Origin of the sequence: Flavobacterium sp. UMI-01, from assembly GCF_019656315.1 — a bacterium.
In the GTDB taxonomy this organism is placed as follows: domain Bacteria; phylum Bacteroidota; class Bacteroidia; order Flavobacteriales; family Flavobacteriaceae; genus Flavobacterium.
In genome coordinates, this window is sequence record NZ_BPLU01000067.1 from 163,032 (window position 1) to 177,403 (window position 14,372).

The following is a 14,372-nucleotide window of genomic DNA, read 5'->3' on the forward strand; positions in this document are numbered from 1 at the left end:
ATTACTTTTTGGTCTAAAACGCATCATGAAAAAATACCATCTACTCTCAATATTTCTAGTTTTTTTTTCTTTTTGTTTAGCACAAAAAACTAATCCTGACACACAATTAAAAAGACATCTCAAAAAAGATACTACAAGATGTTTTTTATTAAACCAAATTATCGAGGAAGAAAATGATTACTCTGTCTGGATTGAATATAATAATGAATTAAAAGACCTTGCTCTCCAAAAATCAAGCGTTGAAAAAGACTCTATTCGTTACAAAACCTATTTGAAATATCTAAGCATCGCTTATAACAATGAAGGTGCCTATAATGTTTATAAGGAACAATTTGAAAAATCGATTTTAATTTATAAAAAATCCTTCCATGTTGCCTCCAAAATAAATTACAATTACGGAAAAGCATTAGCACTACAAAATATAGCCACGGCCTTTGACTATTTAGGTAAAATCGACAGCAATTTAGTGTACATGCAAAGAGCTTATTATTATGCTAAACTATCCAAAGATCTCAGCAATCAAGCGTATGTCCTCACAGATTTAGGATTTATTCACAATAATCTGGGCAATACCACACTTGCTATTAATTACAACATGAAAGCCTTAAAACTCTTTGACAAAATCAATGACGCAGAAGGTTTGGAACGTACTTATTTTTCATTAGCCAGAATATTCGAAAATTTAAAAGAGTACCAAAAAAGTATCTCTTACTACCAAAAATGTTTGGAAATAGATACTCAACAAAACAATATCGAACGAAAAATATTGATATTATGCTCTCTTACGGCTATCTTTATAAAAACCGACCAAATTGATCAGGCCCTTACATTAAACAACCAAGCTTTTAGACTCGCTAATAAATATAAAAACACCGACTTTATTGCTACTTCCTATAAAAATTATGGCTTTATTTTTCATAAAAAAAAGGAATTAGAAAAAGCTAAGGCCTATTTTCTAAAAGCTTATGCTATTTTTAAAAAAATAAAAAGTGAAGCCAATCAGTCTAAAATTTCGGTTCATTTAGGAACCATTTATTTTGATCAAAACAACAATAAAAAAGCACTTGAATATGCTTTATTAGGATATTCCCTAGCGGAAAAAACCAATTTTAAGTCTGACATCAAATTAGCCGCTGAATTAATCAGTCAAATTTATTTTAAAACGAAAGAGTATAAACAAGCCTACCTATTCCATAAAGCTGCAGCCGAAATCGCAGAAAAAATATATTTTGACGAAAGTAAAGATATTGCACTCAAAGCAACTCATCGCTACGAAACAGAAAAAAAAGAAAACCAAATCAAATTACTATCTCAAGAGAAAAAAATTGCCGAATTAAAATCAGAGCGACAAACAACCCTTGTTTTTGTATTAATTACTCTTTTTATTTCAATAGGTGCAGTTAGCTATTTCCTTTTCAATCGATACAAAATCAAGAAACAAAACGAACTTTTAAAAATTGAACTTGAAGAAGCACAAAAAACAATTGAAGCGGAGAAAAAAGCAGCTGAAAGTGAACTTAAAGCATTGAAAAGTCAGATGAACCCCCATTTTATTTTTAATGCATTGAATAGCATTCAAGAGCAATTTATGTTTGGGGATAAAATTACAGCTAACGAACAAATGAGCAATTTCACCTATTTGACCAGACAAATATTAGAAGTGTCGGGAAAGAAAAAAATTCCCATTGCTACCGAAATTGAAATTCTGACCAAATACCTTGAGCTAGAAAAAATGCGTTTTGATAATGATTTTGAATATTTCATCGATATTGCCCCCGCAGTAGATGATGATTATATCCAAATTCCGCCCATGCTCATTCAACCTTTTGTTGAAAATAGCATCAAACACGGACTTTTACACAAAGAAGGATATAAAGAAGTACGGCTTCTTTTTGAATTGGATGCTTCTGAAAAACATCTCATTTGCACCATACAAGACAACGGGATTGGAAGAACAAAGTCAAATGAAATCAAAGTCAAAAACCAATTAAAACACAACTCCTTTTCCACCCAATCAATAGACCAACGCTTAGAAATTTGGAATAAAAATACGAGCAATGCGATAATTTATGAGGACCTCCTTACCAATACGAATGAAGTAATAGGAACAAAAGTAGTTTTGACAATCGAAATTTATTGATACGATGCTTCCTTAAAAATACGCAACAACTCATTGATACTGATTTGAGTATCGGGAGCTGCTTTCATTTTTTTGAGTACTTTTTTTACTGCATCCAGATTAACCCCCATATGAATGGCAAACTGTTTGATAGCAGTAGCGTCCTTCACAAATAAGATTCCGTCTTTTTGCATTAATATGGCCAGTCTGTAAAATTGAAGAATTCGGACATTCTCGTCTTTAATCATTTTTAAGGTTGTTCCTTTATAAAACAACTCCATAAAACCACCTCTTTCAATATCTAACGTATTGGATAACATGAATAAAAAATCAAATTCTTTTTTTTCCAATTGTCCGTTGACAGTTGCATAGGCAATCATGTCCAATAGTAAATTTTTCTTTTCTTGATAGACGTTCATTCCCTCTTTTAATTTGTGCTAATTTATCATATTTTTCACAATAAGCAAAAAACAATTGATTTTTCGATAATATAATTTTATTTCGAGGGCTTTTTTGACAAAAACACATCAAAATCTAAATCTAAAAAAATTATATTAACAAAAAAACATCCTGTAAAAACCATAAATACCGTTCTAAAACCTGTTTATTCTAACATATTTTTACTAGATTTAGAAAACTATTGAATAAAAGATATTACTACTATGATGGAACTGATTTTAAGGGCTTACGATTTAAAGTTAAAACATACTTTTACAATATCCAGAGAGTCCATTGACATACAACCTTCATTAATTATTGAACTTAGAAGCGAGGGTTTTAGTGGATTTGGCGAGGCAACTTCTAATCCTTATTATCAAATTACCATTCCTAAAATGATAGCCGATTTAGAAGCGGTTCGTTTCAAAATCGAAAATATGCCAGAAGTAAGCCCAGAGCTTTTTTGGGACACGATGTATCCCTTTCTTCAGGAAGATCTTTTTGCCTTGTGCGCCTTAGATATGGCGTATCATGATTTATATGCGCGTAAAAAAGGAAAAAAACTTTATGATTTATGGCAATACTCCCCAGAAAAGAATCCGTTGACCAACTACACCATAGGAATTGACACAATTGAAAAAATGGTCGCTAAAATGAAAGAACTCCCTTGGCCAATTTATAAAATAAAATTAGGTACTAAAGAAGATATCGCTATTGTAAAAGCACTTCGAAAACATACGGAGGCTATTTTTAGAATAGATGCTAATTGTGGATGGGGTGTTGAGGAAACCATAAAAAATGCTATCGAACTACAAAAACTAGGGGTTGAATTCTTAGAACAACCTTTAAAAGCAGAAAATTGGGAAGGTCATTCCGAAGTTTTTAAAGAATCGGTTTTGCCTATCATTGCAGACGAAAGTTGTATTGTTGAAGAAGATGTCGCCAAGTGTTACCAACATTTTCATGGTGTAAATATTAAACTCGTAAAATGTGGTGGTCTTACTCCTGCTCGCAGAATGATTCAAGAAGCTAAAACATTAGGTTTGAAAACAATGGTAGGCTGTATGACTGAATCCTCAGTAGGAATTTCGGCTATAGCCCATTTGTTACCTCAATTAGACTATGTGGACATGGACGGTCCTTTACTTCTGGCAGAGGATATTGCTCATGGTGTGAGCATTGAAAACGGAAAAATTGGTTACAGCACATTGCATGGTACAGGAGTTATTCTAAAATAAGAAATATGAAAGTCACGGCCTGCCCCGATAGAAAAATTGTCATTGATAACCAAAATTACCTTTATTTTGGAGGAACCTCTTATTTAGGTTTACCCAACCATTCTAAATTTAAAAAATTACTTATCAAAAACATTTTGAAATGGGGAACCACTTATGGTAGCTCAAGAAATGCAAACATCCAACTCACCGCTTATGATGAAGGCGAACGATTTTTAGCTCAATTTATAAAAGCTGAAGCTGCTATCACCGTGTCATCAGGGATGCTAGCAGGTAAATTAATTCTTGAAACAGTAGCGACAACAACGGATTGTTTTTTTCATTTTCCTGACACTCATAACGCTTTAAAGACAAGCTCTAGTTTACCCGTTTGTATTGATGGTAAAATCAATCCCCGATTGCTAGATAGTACCGTTGAAAAAATCACCTTTTTGGCGGATGCCGTTCCTTCGACCCAAATTCAACCCATCGACCTATCCATTTTAAATTCCATTTCTGCCACCAAAGAAATTACGTTGGTCATTGACGAATCCCATTCATTGGGTTTGTGGGGCGAGAACGGCAAAGGACTTTTTTCAACAATCGATTTCCCTTGTATTAAACGAAAAATAATGTTTTCATCCTTAGGAAAATCTTTTGGATTAACTGGTGGCGTCATTGCTTCCGACAAAGATTTTATAGAACGAATTCGCAACAACGATAGCTTTGTTTCCAGTGCAGGAATGAATCCCGCTTTTGTACAAACACTTGCTGATGCTAAAACCATTTACCGCAAACAACATCAAAAATTACAACGAAAACTGGCTTATGTGCACTTAAAACTAATCCACAAAAATGCCATAAACTTTAACCCCACCTATCCTATAATTTATCCTGAAGTACCCGATTTGGCTACTACTTTAGCGAAACAAAACATTATTATCACCCATTTCAAATACCCTAATCATAAGGGACAGTTGAACCGAATCGTTTTTACTGCAAATCACAAAAAGAAAGATTTAGACAAAATTATTGCTATTCTTAACCATTTGTAACTTGAAATATATTTAAAACGTACCTTTGTAAAAAATAACACCATGACCAACAACGATATCTTCAAAAAATTACGCGTAGCCTTAATGCTTCGTGATGACCAAATAGTCGAAATTTTAGAACTTGTGGATTTCAGAATTTCAAAATCAGAGTTAGGCGCTTTTTTCAGAGATGAAAAACATCCTAATTATATGGAATGTGGAGACCAAGTATTGCGTAATTTCCTCAATGGCTTAGTGATTCATTTAAGAGGAACTAAAGAAAATCCAAAAAACCCAAATGAAGTGCTCGCTAAACATAAAAGCGAAATTCCTGCAAAAGGTAACACCAAAGAAAAAGTTCCTTTTAAGAAACCTATCGATAGTGAAGCGAACAGAGGAGAACAAAAGTCAAAAAATAAAGATTTCAAGAAAAAACCTTCTTTTAAATCTAAAGACAAAAAACCTAAAATTGATATTGTTGAAAAAGTTAAATTCAATAATGGTAAAAACAAAAAATCCTAAGTCATAACAACTTAGGATTTTTACTTTCCAATAGATTCAATATTTTTCATATACTTCCGTTATTATTTAAAGTTAACTTCAAATTTATAACGGTGTCCAGGAGTCAATTCATTAGTTGAAAGTTTCTTGTAGTTCAACTTTTCTTTAATGTACTCAGATAAATCTTCATTTTCAGTTTTCGCGTTAATAACCACGATATCTCCTGTTAGAGTCAAAAGAAATTCTACAGTTACAACTTCTTCATTTTCTAATGTACCTACAGAAGCAGATGGTACTAAAAAGCTAGATAACTCTTGAGCTGTACTTGCATAACTTTTTCTTGGATCTAATACTTTTGCTGATACGAATGTTACATTCATCATCGCTGCAATCACTAATAATACAATTGATTTTTTCATGATATTTCTGTTTTAGAATTATTATGATGCAAATGTACAATGAAGTTTTAGACTAGCAATGGCAGGCCTTGAGCCACAAAACCAACTGTAAATCAACGATTTTCGGCATTAATTTTTGAGAACATAATTATTAGTTACTTATTTTAAGAGATATGTAAAAAAAAGCAATTAAAATTATACTTCACTCTTTTTTTCAGGATTTAAAAAAAAGCAAAAAAATGTAAAAATTAACATTCGGGTAATATTTACATAACATTAAATTAACATTAAAGCATTTTTAGCTTCGTTTTACTTTGATGATAAGTCCATAAAATTCACAACAAAACCGTTAAAAAAACCAAAAACAACCTATAAAAACAAACAAACAACCAAAATCAGTAACAAATACGCAAAACCGACTTAAAAAAAACTATTCCGTCTTAAAACAAGAATACTATTGGAATGGTATGAAAATCTGTTTTTGCGAAATTCGCAATTAACCCTTATTTCAATCGAAATAGTTACAACGAGTATATCACCTAACAATTCCAGTTGCATATCCTACTTTCAAAAAGCAACAGTACAAAACAGAAGAGCAAAAAAAAAAACTTGAATGTTGCCGTTCAAGTTTCAACCCTAATTTTGAAGTGTATCTTATAGGGAAACGAAATTTTTTAAGAAGGAAAAACAAACTATTTGTTTCGTCCATTCGAACAAAGCACCCGATTCAATGATTAAAAACTGAGTAAGTCCTATATGTGAAGTAGAATAAAGTGGAGTAGATTTCTACTGTATAATTTGGTTTTACTACGAATATTTATTGATCCCAAAAACAGCCAGCTCTTATTGGATTGATAAGTTCATGTCTAAAACTATACTACAATAAAAACCCGTTGGGTGAAATTAATAAGATTCATTTAAACTGGTAATCCTAATTTAAATCTAAAGTTATTTATACCTAAAATGTCAGTCTGAGCCTGTCGAAGACTTCATAGTATGATACATTTCGACAAGCTCAATGTGACAATAGGTATAAAATTAACCATTAAATTAATTTCACCCAACGGGTTACAAGTGCTTTTATTCAAATATTGTCGATTTTCAATCTTAAAAAACTGTAATCTGTTTCATTTGCATCAGCATGAATCCTACACGGAACACATTATGAATTCTGAGCCCAAAAAATGGGACAAAAAAAATCCTAAGTCTCACAACTTAGGATTTTTACTTTTTTGAACCATTACTTTTTTTCATAGGAAACATTATGCTTTAAATTTAACTTCAAATACATAATCTTTTCCTGGTACTAATTCTCCAGAAGATAGTTTTTTATAGTTCAAAGCATCTTTAATATAATTTGATAATTCTTCATTATCTGTCAAAGTTTGCAAAACTACTAATTCACCAGTTTCTGTAACTAAAACTCTAACTTTTACTTGAACATCATTTTCTAATTGACCAATTGCTATAGATGGACTTAATAATTCAGTCAATTCTTGAGAAGCATTTACATAATTTTTTCTGGGGTTCAAAATCTTTGCTGAAACGAATGTTACATTCATCATCATCGCAATCACTAATAATAAAACTGTTTTTTTCATGACATTTCTGTTTTTACAATTATTATGATGCAAATTTATGGCTATGTTTCAAACCAGCAATGATGTGTTTTTTTCTTAACTTTCATTCAAAAATCAATGTAATTCCGATTAATTTTTTGAGAATATAATAATAACAACTATAATTTAGTAGATGTATAAAAAAAAAGAATTAAAATTATGCTTACTCCATAATTTTGGACCGAAAAAAAAATTCAAAATCAAAAAAACTTAACAATTAAGAAATATTCGCATAACAATTTCTTAACATAAGCATTACTTTTACAGTAATTTGAATAAAAAAACCTCTTCCTAAATCAATAAGAGGAATGCCTTTTTTTTCTAAAATGAAAACAGTCAAAGGAAAGAATATAATATTTTACCTAAATAAAAACAGATTATATTCTTTTAAAATTGTATAAAATCCTATCTGAACCAAATATTGGTTTTTTCTCTATAATTTGAAAATACTCTTTGTAAGCAAATTCAAAATTTTCTTCGTTATAAAAATCAAAATGTCCTTTAAACTCCCTCTTACTATCCAATAAAAATTGCACCCAAGAGTCATTTCTCGTAGGGAATTCGATTAATAAATTTGGTGCCATCTTAGCAAAAAATTGAGCAGAGAAAGAAAACGGAACATTTCCAGACAACGTAATATGATGAATCACTGCTAGAGCCAAACAGCCTTCAAAATTAGTAGAGGTAGCTCTTTCAATAAACGACAATCGTTCTTCATTATTAAATCCAATATTAGGTGAGGGATGTAAGATATCCACAACTAAAGGAAGTATGGCTTTTTCTTTGTTTTTTAATACTTGCTTGTAATTTTGTTCTACAGCATTTGGATCAACATCAGCAACAACAATGTAGGCTTCCTTCCCCAACAATTCCCTAGAAAAAGTACCATCATTCCCTCCAATATCTATTAGCGATTTTCTTTTAAGGGAAGAAAACCAATTAATAACCATTTCTTTTTTTAACTGATAAGCAGACTCGTTATAATTCGTCTGGTTATAGTAATGATCCCATTCGGTTGTTTCATCTACTTTTAAATTTAAAATGTAATCGTATAAATTATCAATTAATTTTAATTGGGATGATTTCGACAAATTATTCTGTACTGAATTTTTATTGGCGGCAAACTTTTTGTCGTATTTAGCCAACAAATGAATATTCGTCAATACAGTGGGGCTAAAATAACTTGAGAAAGGCAACATTTTAGAAATTTTTTCTAAACTTAGTCCTTCCAAATTTTGCGACAACGATTTTAAAAAATCATGACCAAAATAGGTCGTTAAGACCAACGGCCCTAAAAAATGCATTATAAATTGTTTGTAGGCACTCCAAGGACTATTCTCTTTATAAAAATCAAAAGACAAGGTGTCAATAAAAATAGGTTTGCCTTCATGAAAAGTAATATTAAAAGCCGAAGCATCCTTTAGCGTGAAGTTATTTTGCAAACAGTGTTTCTGAATTTTTAAAGTCAATAAAGCGGCGTGTTTGTATTGCAGAAAACTCCATTCGTATGGATAATTTATAAAAGGAATTTTAGTCGCTTTTAAAATGATTTCCGTGTCCGATTTAGAAACTTCTTGATGTTCAATCAAAAACTTTTTTGCAAACAACTCTTTATAAAACCCACTACTTGATAGCGACTCAAATTGCTCAAAATAAATAGGCTTCACAATTCTTTTTACGGTATCATTTTCCGTAAAAACATACCCTGATGGATCTCTAAAAGACGACGTATTCCTTTTCACACTCATTTAGTACCCTCTTCCTGATTGTTTTCGTCGTTCATAAAATCGTCTTCTAGTTTGTTTTTTATCCCAAAAATAGATTTAATTTTATAAACAATTGTTCTGTAAAAAAGTAAAATCCCTGCAACTATTGCTGCAAAAAATTGAACAATCAAAGCTCCAGTACCAGGATCAAAGTATAATGAAATCATCTGCAAATTGATATTTTTGTCAAAAATAAATAAAATATATCCTTCTTATGCTCAACTAGTAACAAATCTGATTTTTATTTCGAAAAAACTCCTAAAAAGAAGCTTCTTACTCCTACCAAACACTTTTTAACGTTTAACTTTTAAAAAATCTGAATTTCCATTTTCGTCTATTGCTTTATAAACTTTATTGGAATTGTTCGTGTCATAAAAATTATAACTTGTATTGGGCTCAAGAGCATCTAGCCATTGCTTATCTTCACTTAGAAAAGAAAACAAAATCCTAAAAAAATTCACATTAGTCTTAAAATTTGCATCATAATCAACATGTTCATCTGAATTCCATTTAACTGCCACTAAGTTTGAAAAAACGGATTTCAATAATGTCTTATCCTTAGTAGAATACATTTCAAAATCACTACTAAGCCCTACAAAACCACCATGATCAGCTGCAATTAACACAATGCCCGAAGGATCATGTTTAATAATCAAATCTACTGTTTTCTTAATCCAAGTATTTGCTAATTCAACATTTTTTAAATACGTTTTACGTAATTCCTCCTTACTGGCATCTTGATAAAAAAACAAATGATGGGGAAGCAATTTTTCGATAAAAAAGAATTTGGGTTGAGCCAAATTTTTATTGGCTTCAATTTGTTTTTTTAAATCCTCAAATACATTTTTTTTATCCTGTCTAAAAGAATGAAAAAATGATATTTCATTAGTATCAATATTGTAAAAATCATAGGTCCCTTTTACAAAATTCTGCTGAAAATAGGCATTATCCACAATAAAAAAAGTCTTATAATTATTGTTTTTCAAAATACTAATAACTGGGTTATTTCCCACTATAATACTCCGTGTATCAGGCAACATATCCAGATTAGGAGTAATAATGCTTTTTAAATAATGGTGTTTCATTGCAAACATTGACGCATTGGACACCAGGGAAACCGGATAATTACTTCTAGTATTTTCATAAACTGTAAATGATTTTTCTCTTAACCAATTATAAATTTCACTTTTATAACGGTAGGGCTCATTTAACATCGTTTGTTCTCCTACATAGCCATCAGGTTCAATAAAATAAATATTTGGCGTTTTTTTAAATTTAACATGCACAATATCATCCGGCTGTTTCATCCATGCTACTGTATCCACACACTGCTTGTATATCATAACATAAACACATTTATACAAGGGCAAAACAGATAAAAAAAGTATAAATAAAAGAAGGTGCTTATAATATTTATACAACTTAAAAGAAACAAAAAATAAAACAACCAATAAGGCTAAAAGCAGTTTTTTCTTTATCGTAAAAAAATAAACTTGAGAAAACAGTATAAAAAACACCTCAACAGTCAACACAAATAGAAGATGCTTTTTATAGGGTTTCAATTTTTGAAAAACACTAAAAATTTTGAACAATAAATAAACTACTATAACTGGTAACAGTATAAAAAGAAATGAAAAAAATAACAGATGCTGATAGGAATTTATCGTTTCATAATTATTCGAAAAATAAAATACCAAGGCATAAAATCCTGGCAAAGCACCAACGAGAACAGGATAGTCTTTTGAGTTTTCTAAGAAAGAAACAATCCTTTCCTTTATCTTAATTTTCATTTTTTTTTACTTTTATAATTTCACTTTTTTTCCAAAACATCATCAAAAAATGTATTCCTTTTTAGATAATTCTCCCAAAAAAAACACCTTATAACTTTTGCTCCATCAATATTCACCAAAGATTAAAACAAACTTTTTCTAAAATAGAAAGCCAATAAGACAAAATAAGTTGCGTTTTCTATAAATTGTGCCATTAAAACCCCTTTAACTCCGTAAATAGAGAGTAAAAAATCACTTAAAAAGTACAACAAAAGATATGATGCAATTTCAAAAAAGAGATAGATTTTGGTCATTTTTTTGGCCAAAAATTCATACCCCAAAATAAGGGAAATAACTTTAAAAAAATCACTAATCAATTGCAACAAAAACAAGTCTGCTATAGGTGTAAATTCTTTGGTTAGAAACCAATTGATAATAAAATATCTTAAAAAATAAATACATACTAATCCTAGAGAAAAAATGGGGATAATATTTTTATAAAAACTCCAAAAAACAGCCTTAGATTCCTCGTTATTCTTAGCAATTACTAATCTTGGAAAAAAATAAACCGTTAATATCGTACTAACAAATAACATATAATAAGATGAAAGTCGGGACATTGTTTCCCAATAACCCGCTGTATTTATTCCTAATTTATCTATCATGTTATTCCGAATACTCAAATAAATCAATGACCCCATGACGCCGGAAAACAATGCCATTAATGAATAGGAAGACAAATTCTTTATCACACCAATATCAAAAATATGCCATCTAATATTTTTAATAAAAACGAGCTTATTGTCGATAAAGTAGAACGCAATAAAAAACAGTAAGGCAGGGATGATAACACTCACTAACAATGCTCCTATCACTTTAAAATTGGTCACTAAAAATAGGGTAAAAACAAAACTGATTAAATTTCCTATGATTGAAATCCAAATTACTCGTTTAAATTGTTGCAATCCATTAATAACCGCTAATAAAAAGACCGAAACACTGTACCAAGGTAACGACAAGGCCATCACACGAACAATAAATTGATATTCGGTTTTGTCACCAAAAATGTAGGAACTAAAATAGTGGGCACCAAAAAACAAAATGACACTTAGTGTTACCGCAACAGCAATCAATGTTATAAATACAGTTGTGATAAACTTTTTATACTTTTCATTATCATCTTGAATTTCAGCAACATATTTCACAATTCCATTTTGAAATCCTAACGTAGCAACAGACTCTAATGAACTCATGAAGTTTTTTAAATTCCCTACCAATGCCATTCCGCTTGGCCCAACATAAATAGCTAAAAGCTTTGATGTAACTAATCCAGTAACAATCCTAAAAAAAATATTCAGGCTGTTTAAAGAACTAATTCTAAATAATTCTGTTTTTAAAAAAGTTTTTAAAAATTTCAAAATCAATATTTATTTATAGTAGAAATAATAATCTCCACCTCATCCATTGTTAATACGGAACTTATAGGCAAACTCAACACTTCTTGATGAATTAAATCGGTAATAGGAAAAGAATTCGAATGCCACTCCTTTAATGCTTTTTGTCGGTAAGGAGGAATGGGATAATGAATCATGGTTTCAATATGATTATCCAGTAGGTATTGCTGTAATTCTAACCTGTTTTTAGTTCGAATTACAAACAAATGAAATACATGATTTGCCGAATAATCCCAAAATGGCAAGATGATTTTATCGTTTTGTATTTCCAATAAATAGCGTTGGGCAATGCCTCTTCGCTTTTGATTGTCATCGTCTAAATGAGGTAATTTCACATTCAAAAAAGCCGCTTGCAACTCATCGAGCCTAGAGTTGACCCCAATCAAATCGTTTTGATATTTGACTTTAGAACCGTAATTCCTTAGTATTGCAACAGTCTCTGCCAAATCTGCATCGTTCGTAGTGATGGCGCCACCATCTCCTAAAGCACCTAAATTTTTCCCAGGGTAAAAACTAAAAGCAGCTGCATGGGATAGATTACCAGCTCTTTTTTGATTTTCAATAATCGCACCATGCCCTTGAGCTGCATCTTCGACAACCAAAAGTTGATGCGCTGTAGCGATTGAATTAATTTTATCCATTTCAGCCAACTGACCATAAAGATGAACAGCTAAAATTGCTTTAGTTTTTGAAGTTATTTTTTCAATTATCAAATCAGGGTTGATGTTATAGGTGTCTATTTTGGGTTCAACCAAAACAGGAACTAAATCAGCTTCCAAAATTGCAAGTATACTAGCGATATAAGTATTAGCAGGAACAAGTACCTCATCTCCTTTTTGCAATTTACCTAAGGCAATATACCCTTTAAATAGCAACACTAAGGCATCAAAACCGTTTCCAACACCTACACAGTATTTTGTTCCACAAAAAAGCGAAAATGCCTTCTCAAAAGCCCCTACTTCATCACCTAGTATATACCATCCTCTTTCCAAAAAAGCAGTCATTTTTTGTTGGAAATCTGGAGCATGAACGGCATTTATTTTTTTTAAATCTAGGAAAGAAATCATACAAATATATTTTCAAGTAAATAAAAATCAGAAGTTTTCACTTCATAAAAATCATGAGCAATAGTGCTTGCTCCAAAACTTTCTTTCCAATAGGATAAACCTTCATTTAATTTTCTTCCTTGCATTTCGTTTGATATGCCAAAATCAAAAAATCTCACACCTCTAAAAACATTAAACAGTAGATGAGCATGTAAAAAATCTAAACTTCTATAATTTTTATCCAAATTATTTTTGGATATGTATTGAGAATGTGCAACATTTTCACTCGTAAAAATGGTAGTCCCAGCAATAATTTGATTTCCTTTATACACATTAAATTGCCTAATATTATTAGGAAAAATGGATTTTAGATATGAAATTTCAGTAATGGAGTGAACAGGTTTGCTATTATGTTTTACTTCTAAATTGGGAATAAGTACTTCGTTCCAAAAAAGATCAAACGAAACTTCTTCTTTAATTACTAAATCGTTTCGTTTGCCTTTCTTTATATTATTTTTCCTATCCTTTGATATCGAAATATTTTTAACCAAATCAACCACAGATAAACTATCCCTACGTATTAATTTAGCATTTACCAAAAATAACGCATATTGCAATTCCTCCGCTGGTTTATTGTGATAAATAGACGGAATTAGTTTTAAATTGATTTTTGAAACAGTATTTTCATTCAAGAAAAACAATATCTTTTGAAATACAGCAATTACCGAAGCTAGTTTCAAGGATTCGCCATAAACCAATCCCCCATAACTTAACCCTTGATGGCTATGGACAACCTCTCCTACTCTATTAGCAGGCAAAACAGCAACTAATTTTGTTCCTTCATATACCATCAAAGAATAATCTTCAAAACGATCTTTATGATACTCCATAAAATCGCGATGAAATAAAAAAGTAGCATTTTTAGCCTGTTGGACAAAATCATTCCACTGCTTATAATCAGTCGCGGTATAACGCTTAATATGGTAAGTTTTCACAATTGTTGTTTCTAAAAGT

General features: G+C 30.8%; 13 protein-coding genes. 4 read left to right on the forward strand and 9 right to left on the reverse strand.

Annotated features, from left to right (window positions below; translation table 11 throughout):
• The first annotated feature begins 25 nt into the window (after positions 1–25).
• Complete coding sequence (locus K5R64_RS14675; RefSeq protein WP_220764492.1) at positions 26–2,140, forward strand: tetratricopeptide repeat protein; 2,115 nt, start codon at positions 26–28, stop codon at positions 2,138–2,140.
• On the opposite strand, the gene K5R64_RS14680 is transcribed toward K5R64_RS14675, so the two are convergent.
• Positions 2,134–2,538, reverse strand: coding sequence for an excinuclease ABC subunit B (locus K5R64_RS14680; RefSeq protein WP_220764493.1), 405 nt, complete (start codon positions 2,536–2,538; stop codon positions 2,134–2,136). The two genes, K5R64_RS14675 and K5R64_RS14680, sit on opposite strands and share 7 nt — an antisense overlap.
• A gap of 246 nt (positions 2,539–2,784) precedes the next feature.
• Between K5R64_RS14680 and K5R64_RS14685 the strand changes: the two genes are divergently transcribed.
• The 3 genes from K5R64_RS14685 to K5R64_RS14695 are packed head-to-tail and all read left to right on the forward strand — an operon-like array spanning position 2,785 to position 5,327.
• Positions 2,785–3,795 (forward strand): dipeptide epimerase, encoded by a 1,011-nt coding sequence (locus tag K5R64_RS14685; protein WP_220764809.1) that lies wholly within the window; start codon positions 2,785–2,787, stop codon positions 3,793–3,795.
• Positions 3,796–3,800: 5 nt separating this feature from the next.
• Positions 3,801–4,826: an aminotransferase class I/II-fold pyridoxal phosphate-dependent enzyme gene (locus tag K5R64_RS14690; RefSeq protein ID WP_220764494.1), complete on the forward strand. Its 1,026-nt coding sequence runs from the start codon at positions 3,801–3,803 to the stop codon at positions 4,824–4,826.
• A 42-nt stretch (positions 4,827–4,868) separates the two neighbouring features.
• Entirely contained in the window at positions 4,869–5,327 is a 459-nt protein-coding gene (locus K5R64_RS14695) for a DUF1456 family protein (protein WP_220764495.1), read from the forward strand.
• Between the two features lie 62 nt (positions 5,328–5,389).
• Here K5R64_RS14695 and K5R64_RS14700 read toward each other — a convergent pair whose 3' ends face one another.
• From K5R64_RS14700 to K5R64_RS14735, 8 genes are all read right to left on the reverse strand, one after another.
• Positions 5,390–5,725: a hypothetical protein gene (locus K5R64_RS14700; RefSeq protein WP_220764497.1), complete on the reverse strand. Its 336-nt coding sequence runs from the start codon at positions 5,723–5,725 to the stop codon at positions 5,390–5,392.
• Between the two features lie 1,241 nt (positions 5,726–6,966).
• Entirely contained in the window at positions 6,967–7,305 is a 339-nt protein-coding gene (locus K5R64_RS14705; protein ID WP_220764499.1) for a hypothetical protein, read from the reverse strand.
• Positions 7,306–7,700: 395 nt separating this feature from the next.
• Complete coding sequence (locus K5R64_RS14710) at positions 7,701–9,071, reverse strand: class I SAM-dependent methyltransferase (RefSeq protein ID WP_220764501.1); 1,371 nt, start codon at positions 9,069–9,071, stop codon at positions 7,701–7,703.
• Positions 9,068–9,256, reverse strand: a complete 189-nt coding sequence (locus tag K5R64_RS14715; protein WP_220764503.1) for a hypothetical protein — start codon at positions 9,254–9,256, stop codon at positions 9,068–9,070. Before K5R64_RS14715 ends, K5R64_RS14710 begins: the two co-directional genes overlap by 4 nt.
• Before the next feature lie 126 nt (positions 9,257–9,382).
• Entirely contained in the window at positions 9,383–10,432 is a 1,050-nt protein-coding gene (locus K5R64_RS14720; protein ID WP_220764505.1) for a hypothetical protein, read from the reverse strand.
• Positions 10,433–11,001: 569 nt separating this feature from the next.
• Complete coding sequence (locus K5R64_RS14725; RefSeq protein ID WP_308443163.1) at positions 11,002–12,282, reverse strand: O-antigen translocase; 1,281 nt, start codon at positions 12,280–12,282, stop codon at positions 11,002–11,004.
• Entirely contained in the window at positions 12,279–13,379 is a 1,101-nt protein-coding gene (locus K5R64_RS14730; protein ID WP_220764509.1) for a DegT/DnrJ/EryC1/StrS aminotransferase family protein, read from the reverse strand. The genes K5R64_RS14725 and K5R64_RS14730 overlap by 4 nt, the downstream gene beginning before the upstream one ends.
• Positions 13,376–14,353 carry a GNAT family N-acetyltransferase gene (locus K5R64_RS14735; RefSeq protein ID WP_220764512.1) on the reverse strand — a complete coding sequence of 326 codons (978 nt, stop codon included), beginning with the start codon at positions 14,351–14,353 and terminating at the stop codon, positions 13,376–13,378. Before K5R64_RS14735 ends, K5R64_RS14730 begins: the two co-directional genes overlap by 4 nt.
• Between the last annotated feature and the right edge of the window lie 19 nt (positions 14,354–14,372).